Origin of the sequence: Hymenobacter sp. B1770, from assembly GCF_049896385.1 — a bacterium.
Classification (GTDB): domain Bacteria; phylum Bacteroidota; class Bacteroidia; order Cytophagales; family Hymenobacteraceae; genus Hymenobacter.
Genome location: NZ_JAFCUF010000019.1, coordinates 1 through 7,190, shown reverse-complemented (window position 1 = coordinate 7,190; position 7,190 = coordinate 1). Strand labels below are relative to the sequence as shown.

The following is a 7,190-nucleotide window of genomic DNA, read 5'->3' as shown; positions in this document are numbered from 1 at the left end:
AGTCATTGGCCATGCACTCCGCGCGAATTAAAATTGTCATCGACAATCACAATACCACCTTAACTTAGACCACTGCCTATTAATTATCTTAAAAATAATTTGCTGCATAAAAATTAATTATTAACCTTTGTCGCACCAAAAGCAAACAACCATGTACCGTCACCTGATTCTCGCCAGCAATTCGGATAAGATGCAGCCAGAAAAGCTGCTTCCACTCGGTACGTTTGCCTGATTTTAGCATCTGCTAAAGCCCGACACCGCCCGAGCCCACAACGCTCGGGTTTTTTGTTGTTAGCCGGTTTACAGCCGCTTGCCTTTTCAATCCATGCACAATATCCGCCCCGAATACCTGTTGCAGCAGCCTCAGCGCCGGCCCGATTGCGGCTCGATGAAACGGTGCGGCCGTGCTTTTCTTTTTTGTAGGCTTCGTCGATAATATCGGCGTAAATCACACAAAATAGAAAAGCCCGGCCCGCAAAAGCCGGGTTTTTTCTTGCCATTTAATTCCCTAATAAAAACCTATTTTTATTTGATTGGAAGAGGTACGTCTAATTCAAATTAATAATTAGCAACGCGAATTGTAATTGGTAATTAAACACAACAATAAACGTCATGCTGAGCCTGCGAAGCATCTTATCAGGTTACAACAACTTGTTCAAAGGTCATAATAAGATGCTTCGTAGGCTCAGCATGACAGGAGATTAATACGAGCATCAGATAAAAAGTCTTAGCTCAGCTCCGCGTGACCAAAAAGCTTTACCAAAAGCCGCAAAAGTCACCACTCACCTTCCAAAACGCCCACGTTATGCGCTTCAACTTCTTCTCTCGAAACAGCGCGCCCACCGTTAACCACGAGGGTGCTGCCACCTTCACGCTTATGCCCCAGATGGAGTTGTATGCGGCCGTAGCCACGGCCGCCCTCAGCGACCAGTTCTACGAAAAAGCCAATACCCGCTTGGCACGTTTGCGCGAACTGGTGGGTAAAAACGAGCCGCTGTTTGTAGCTCAGTTAGCGGTGTATGCCCGTGAAAGCCTGCATCTGCGCACGGTGCCCCTAGTATTGTGCGTGGAGTTGGCCCGCTTGCACCGGGGCGATAACCTCCTGAGCCGCCTGGTGGCCCGGGTGGTGCAGCGCCCCGACGAAATCACGGAGTTGCTGGCTTACTACGCTCTAGCTAACGGCCGAAGCGGGACCAAAATCCTAAACCGCGTCTCCAAGCAGCTGCAAAAAGGCCTGGCGCTCAGCTTCAACAAGTTCGACGGCTACCAGCTGGCGAAGTACGACCAGGATGGTGCAGTGCGCTTGCGCGATGCCTTGTTCTTGGTCCACCCCACGGCGCGCGACGTAGCTCAGCAGGCCTTATTCGACCAATTGGTGCGCGGCGAATTGCCCACGCCCTACACCTGGGAAACCGAGTTGTCGGCGGTAGGGCAGGCGGCCTACGCCACACCCGACGAGCGCGCCGCTGCCGTGGCCCACACATGGGAAACGCTCGTTGCGAGCGGCAAGCTGGGCTACATGGCCCTGTTGCGCAACCTGCGCAACATTCTAGAAGCCAATGTGTCGGCCGAAACCATCACGCAGGTGTGTGCCACGCTAGCCAATCGGGCTGCGGTGGCGCGCAGCAAGCAACTGCCCTTCCGCTTCCTGGCGGCCTTCCGGGAGGTGAAAGCCTTGCAGGGCGGCCACGTGGCGGCGGTGCTCACGGCACTGGAAGATGCCATTGCTCACAGCGCGGCCAGCTTGCGCGGCTTCGGCCCCGAAACCCGTGTGGTGGTGGCCTGCGACGTGTCCAGCTCCATGCAGCAGCCCATTTCGCCGCGCAGCAAAGTATTGCTCTATGACGTGAGCCTGGTGCTGGGCATGGTGCTCCAGAGCCGCAGCCAAAACGTCACGGCCGGCATGTTTGGCGACACGTGGAAGCGCATCAGCCTGCCTCGCGGGCCGGTGCTCCGCAACGTGGAGGAGTTCTACCGGCGCGAAGGCGAGGTAGGCTACAGCACCAACGGCTACCTAGTCATCCAAGATTTGCGCCAGCGCCGCGAAGTGGTCGACAAAGTGATGATGTTTACGGACGTGCAGCTGTGGAACAGCCGCGCCGACGGGGGCACCCTGGCCCAGGAATGGACCGAGTACCGCCGCACTGTGGCCCCCAACGCCCGCCTCTACCTCTTCGACCTGGCCGGGCACGGCACCGCCCCGCTGGAGGTGCGCCCCGAAAAGGGCGTGGCCCTCATCGCCGGCTGGTCCGACAAAATTTTTGAAGTGTTCACGGCGCTCGACAATGGCGGCTCCGCGCTCACTGAAATCGAGGCAATTTCCTTTTAACAAGCGGCCCCGGGAATGACAATTTAAACTGAACAAAGCGGCCGTCATTCCCGGGTTTTGGCCCGCCCATGCAATAAAACGACCTTTTATGATGTTGTAAGCATATCCTGAGACGAGGAAGACGGCTGTCCACTGGGGCAGTCGCCGACCGGGACGGTGCCACCACCACGGTGGCCCGCCCCAACCCGGCTCACTCCGCCTGATTCAGGTGCCGTAGGCAGGCGTTACTTCGCTGGTTAGAAGCTGTTTCTTCGGGGCAGTTTATGGGTTCGAATCCCCGGTTGTGGCCTTGGCCGCAGCTGACGCGCCCGCCGCTTGTTGCCCTGATGTTCGGAGAGAGCCAGCTTATCATGTTTCCGGGCGGGTGCCCTAGCCGGGCCTTCCTTCGCACCCAATCAGGTGCGGTCGCGGGTTCGACTCCCGAAGTGCTGTCGCAACGCAGCGCGACTGCAGATGGGTAGGGCCGCTCCAACTGGCCGGGCGCCTGTTGCCTCGAACAGGAAGCATATGTTGTAGAGACGCGTCTCTGCACATTACGACCGGATGCCGTAGGCTCGCGCTACTCCGACCTGTCCCGTCGGGCTTTTAGCCCGTTGCGCGGGCCGTGTGTTGCTCCGGTTTTGTGGTAATAAAAACGGGCTGGTGCCGTAGCACCGCCATACTTCGATGCCTTAGGTCGCGGGTTCGATTCCCGCTCGTCGGCTTGCTGGCGATAGCTCAGTTGGTAGAGCAAAAGCTTTCGGCGGTGTGCCCTTTTGCCCAGTCCGTTTTTATCTTTTTTTCATTAACGATTGAGACGCGAACCGCAGGTTAGCGGAGCTAATTCTCGCGTCTCTACACCGTGCAAACCCCATTTTTATGGCCAATCTTTTACGCGGCAACGACCTTCGCACCCTCGGGTTTCCAGAAGGCCGCGCCATAGGGCTTGCCCTCGCGCAATTGCTGCGCAAGCACCTAAAAAAACTCTCGCAAACCGACCAGCTAGTCTTGCTAGGTCAACTCTTGCAAAACCCCAAAGAATACCTCACCGACCTCGACTGGAGCCACACTGCGGCGGCGTTGCTGCCGGCTCCCTCGCGGCACATTGCCTTGGTAGAGCGCAAGCCCTACGTCACGTTCGGCGCTGAGCACATCGACCCCAGTGCGGTGCACCAGATGGAAACGGCCATGAAACTGCCCGTGACCGTCGCCGGTGCCCTCATGCCTGACGCCCACCACGGCTACGGGCTGCCCATTGGCGGCGTACTGGCAACGGACAACGCGGTGATTCCCTACGCCGTAGGCGTCGACATCGGCTGCCGGATGGCGCTGTCGGTGTTCGACCTGCCGCCCAAGTACCTCACGCAGCGCGTGCAGGAACTGCGGAAAATCCTGCTCGACAACACCCTTTTCGGCTCCGGCCGGGGGTGGGAGCGGGGCCACCGGATGGCCAGCGCCGTGCTGGAGCGGGATGAGTTTGTGGAAATTCCTTTCCTCAAAAACAAGCGCGACCGGGCGGCCGAACAAGTAGGTACTTCGGGCTCGGGCAACCACTTCGTGGAATTCGGTATAGTCGACATCACAGAGGCGGAAAACGAGTTGGGCGTACCGGTGGGTCAGTACTTGGGCGTGCTTTCGCACTCCGGCTCGCGGGGCCTGGGCGCGGGCATTGCCGAGCACTACACCCGCCTTGCCAAAGACGTGTGCCAGCTACCCACCAAGGCCCAGCACCTTGCCTGGCTCGGCCTTGACACTGAAGCCGGCCAGGAATATTGGGCGGCCATGAACCTGGCCGGTGATTACGCTTCGGCCTGCCACGCTCAGATTCACCAGCGGCTGGCCAAAGCCCTGGGCGAGCGGCCCGTGGCGAAAGTGGAAAACCACCACAACTTCGCCTGGAAAGAAACGCTGGGCGACGGCCGCGAGGTCATCGTGCACCGCAAGGGCGCCACGCCTGCCGGTGCGGGCGTACTTGGCATCATCCCCGGTTCCATGACCGCGCCCGGCTTCATCGTGCGTGGCAGGGGCCTGGCGGATTCATTGTCTTCGGCCTCGCACGGCGCGGGCCGCCTCATGTCGCGAACTCGTGCCAAGGCGGAACTGACCGAGTCAGACGTGCGCAAGCACCTGGCTGAGCACGGTATCGAGCTAATCGGTGGCGGGCTCGACGAAGCTCCCATGGCTTACAAGGATATTCACACCGTGATGGCCAGCCAGCAGGAGCTGGTGGAGGTGCTGGGCTCGTTCACGCCGAAAATCGTACGGATGGACGGGGCGTAGTGAGACCGTCATGCTGAGCGTCGCGCTGCATGAGACGGTCATCTAGGGTTATACTTTGGTAAAAAAAAGCCTCAACCGTAGCGGTTGGGGCTTTTTTGTGCGCAATAGTTGAGGTAGAACATCACCTCAAGGGCCGCGTACAGCAGATTATCTCACTAATAAACCTTCTACTATGGCCAACCAACTCCGCGGCAACGACCTCCGCAAAATCGGCTTTCCCGAAGGCCCCGCCATTGGCCGGGCCCTCGATGTACTAGCCCAAAAGGAATTCAAAAAAATGGATAAGGGCAGTGCCTTGGCCTTGCTCAAGCAAATCAAAGAAGACCCATTCAAGTACGTGCGCGATGAAAACTGGCGCGCTGTAGCGGAAGAGCTGGTGCCGCAGCCCTCCCGCGACGTGGCCCTGAATCCGGCCATTAAAGACTACCGGCGCTACGGCGAAGATTTTATTGAGGACGGCGCCCGCAAGCAGATGGACGTGGCCATGCAGCTGCCCATCACCCTCGATGGTGCCCTGATGCCCGATGCCCACCAGGGCTACGGCCTGCCCATTGGGGGCGTGCTGGCAACTGATAACGCCGTGATTCCCTACGGCGTGGGCATGGACATTGGCTGCCGCATGGCGCTGTCGGTTTTTGAGCTGCCGGCCGAATATCTGGAACAGCGGCGCCAGGAGCTGCGCAAGCTGCTGCTGCACCATACCAAGTTCGGCAACAAGGAGGTTTTTAAAACAGTGAATACCGACGACCCCATTCTCGACCGGCCCGAGTTTCGGGAGATAGCTGTGGCGCGCCAGAAGCGGGAGTCAGCGGTGAAGCAGCTGGGCTCGTCGGGCTCCGGCAACCACTTTGTGGAGTTCGGCGTGGTCGACCTTACTGACCCGGATAATGACCTGAAGCTGCCCGTGGGCCAATACCTGGGTCTGCTTTCGCACAGCGGCTCGCGCGGATTGGGGGCAGCCATTGCGCAGCACTACACCAAGGTGGCCATGGACAAGTGCCCCCTGCCACCCGAGGCCCGGCACTTGGCGTGGCTCTCGCTCGACTCGCAGGAGGGGCAGGAATATTGGGCGGCCATGAACTTGGCCGGTGACTATGCCTCAGCCTGCCACCACGACATTCACCGCCGCCTTAGCAAAGCCCTAGGCGAAAAACCCCTGGCGCAGGTGGAAAACCACCACAACTTTGCCTGGAAAGAAACGCTGGGCGACGGCCGCACGGCCATTGTGCACCGCAAGGGCGCCACGCCTGCCGGCGCGGGTGTGCTCGGCATCATTCCCGGCTCGATGACGGCGCCGGGCTTCATCGTGCGGGGGCGCGGCGAGCGGGAATCGCTGAATTCTGCCTCGCACGGGGCAGGGCGGCGCCTTTCGCGCACCCAGGCTAAGATGAAAATTACCGAAGGCGAGCTGCGCCGTGAGTTGAAAGACCACGGGGTTGAATTGATGGGCGGAGGCCTCGACGAAGCTCCAGCAGCCTACAAGGACATCCGGCAGGTGATGGCCCACCAGCGTGACCTGGTAGATGTGCTAGGTTCGTTTACGCCCAAAATTGTGCGCATGGACGGCGCTTGAGTGCTGAAATGAGCTGCTTGGCTGGCTGCGGCAATCCAATGCGGCGGGGCCAGCGTAGGTTTCGGCAATGCCTCTACAGGGCAGTTGTCTCCATAGCTCGGAAAGCCCCTCGCCGCTGGTGAGGGGCTTTTTATTGGCTAAATCGCTGCACTGGTGCTAGTCCTGGCCTGCCTTGGCGCCGGGCAGCCGGCTCTTAATAAACTTGATTTGCCCGTTGTGGTTGGACTCGTGCTCGCACACGTGAAACCACTTGCAGTAGTTGTTGGTAGGGCCCCAGGGCCAGGCTTCGTCCACGGCCATCAGCCATTTGTCGTCCCGTTTTTTCAACTCAAGCAGAGACTTCTGCCGCACTTCCGCCAGTGTGTTCAGGTAGTAGTCGAGGCGATGGCCTCTGATGGCTTTTCGGGCTTTCTCACCAAGCTCCATAGGAGTGTCCCATTGCTTTTTAATAGCGTCGCTCCAGCTGCCCCATTTCTTGCCTTCGAAGGTATGCAGCTGGTAGTAGCGCTCGGTAGCGGCCAAGTGCAGGAGCATCGCCCCGATGCTATTGGCCTTGGCGTCGTGGAGGTAGTCTAATTGCTCGGTTGTCATGCCGTTTACCGAGCCCAGCACCACCGCCCGCATCCAATCCAGCATAGAAACCAGGGTGCCGACGTGGGGCGAATACCCTGCGCGTGGGCCAATGATATTGGGACCGGCAATAGCAGGAGCCATACCGAAGCCAATTTGCGGAGTCAATGATGTGCCGGCCAGGCCAGCCGTGAGGGCGGTGGCTGTTTTGAGAAAGTGCCGACGAGGGTAGCTGCTGGCCATGCGCGTAGAGAATCGAGGAGGTGGCAATTACTGAAACCGGCTTTGAAGCAAATTATTGGCCTTGCTTATGTAGTAGCAGTTTACGAATAAAAAAAGCCCCGGCTGATACAGCTGGGGCTTTTTTATTACGGGTCAGGAAGCACAGGCTTCCATTGCCAGGGGTTACTCGACAACGAGTCGTTTGGCGACGAGCCCGTGGGCGGTGCGGGCGAGCAC

The 7,190-nt window shown here is 59.0% G+C and carries 5 protein-coding genes; 3 read left to right on the top strand and 2 right to left on the bottom strand.

Annotated features, from left to right (window positions below; translation table 11 throughout):
• Window positions 1-113: 113 nt before the first annotated feature.
• Window positions 114-500, bottom strand: a complete 387-nt coding sequence (locus ACP7AJ_RS21115; RefSeq protein ID WP_426062213.1) for a hypothetical protein — start codon at window positions 498-500, stop codon at window positions 114-116.
• Between the two features lie 242 nt (window positions 501-742).
• On the opposite strand from ACP7AJ_RS21115, the gene ACP7AJ_RS21110 reads away from it, so the two are divergent.
• The 3 genes from ACP7AJ_RS21110 to ACP7AJ_RS21100 all read left to right on the top strand — a co-directional run bounded on the left by ACP7AJ_RS21110 (window position 743) and on the right by ACP7AJ_RS21100 (window position 6,161).
• Window positions 743-2,329: a TROVE domain-containing protein gene (locus ACP7AJ_RS21110; protein WP_426062212.1), complete on the top strand. Its 1,587-nt coding sequence runs from the start codon at window positions 743-745 to the stop codon at window positions 2,327-2,329.
• Between the two features lie 858 nt (window positions 2,330-3,187).
• Window positions 3,188-4,588, top strand: coding sequence for an RtcB family protein (locus ACP7AJ_RS21105; protein ID WP_426062211.1), 1,401 nt, complete (start codon window positions 3,188-3,190; stop codon window positions 4,586-4,588).
• Window positions 4,589-4,760: 172 nt separating this feature from the next.
• Window positions 4,761-6,161 (top strand): RtcB family protein, encoded by a 1,401-nt coding sequence (locus ACP7AJ_RS21100; RefSeq protein WP_426062210.1) that lies wholly within the window; start codon window positions 4,761-4,763, stop codon window positions 6,159-6,161.
• A 156-nt stretch (window positions 6,162-6,317) separates the two neighbouring features.
• On the opposite strand, the gene ACP7AJ_RS21095 is transcribed toward ACP7AJ_RS21100, so the two are convergent.
• On the bottom strand, window positions 6,318-6,974 hold the full coding sequence (locus ACP7AJ_RS21095; RefSeq protein ID WP_426062208.1) for a DinB family protein: 657 nt from the start codon (window positions 6,972-6,974) through the stop codon (window positions 6,318-6,320).
• Window positions 6,975-7,190: the final 216 nt, after the last annotated feature.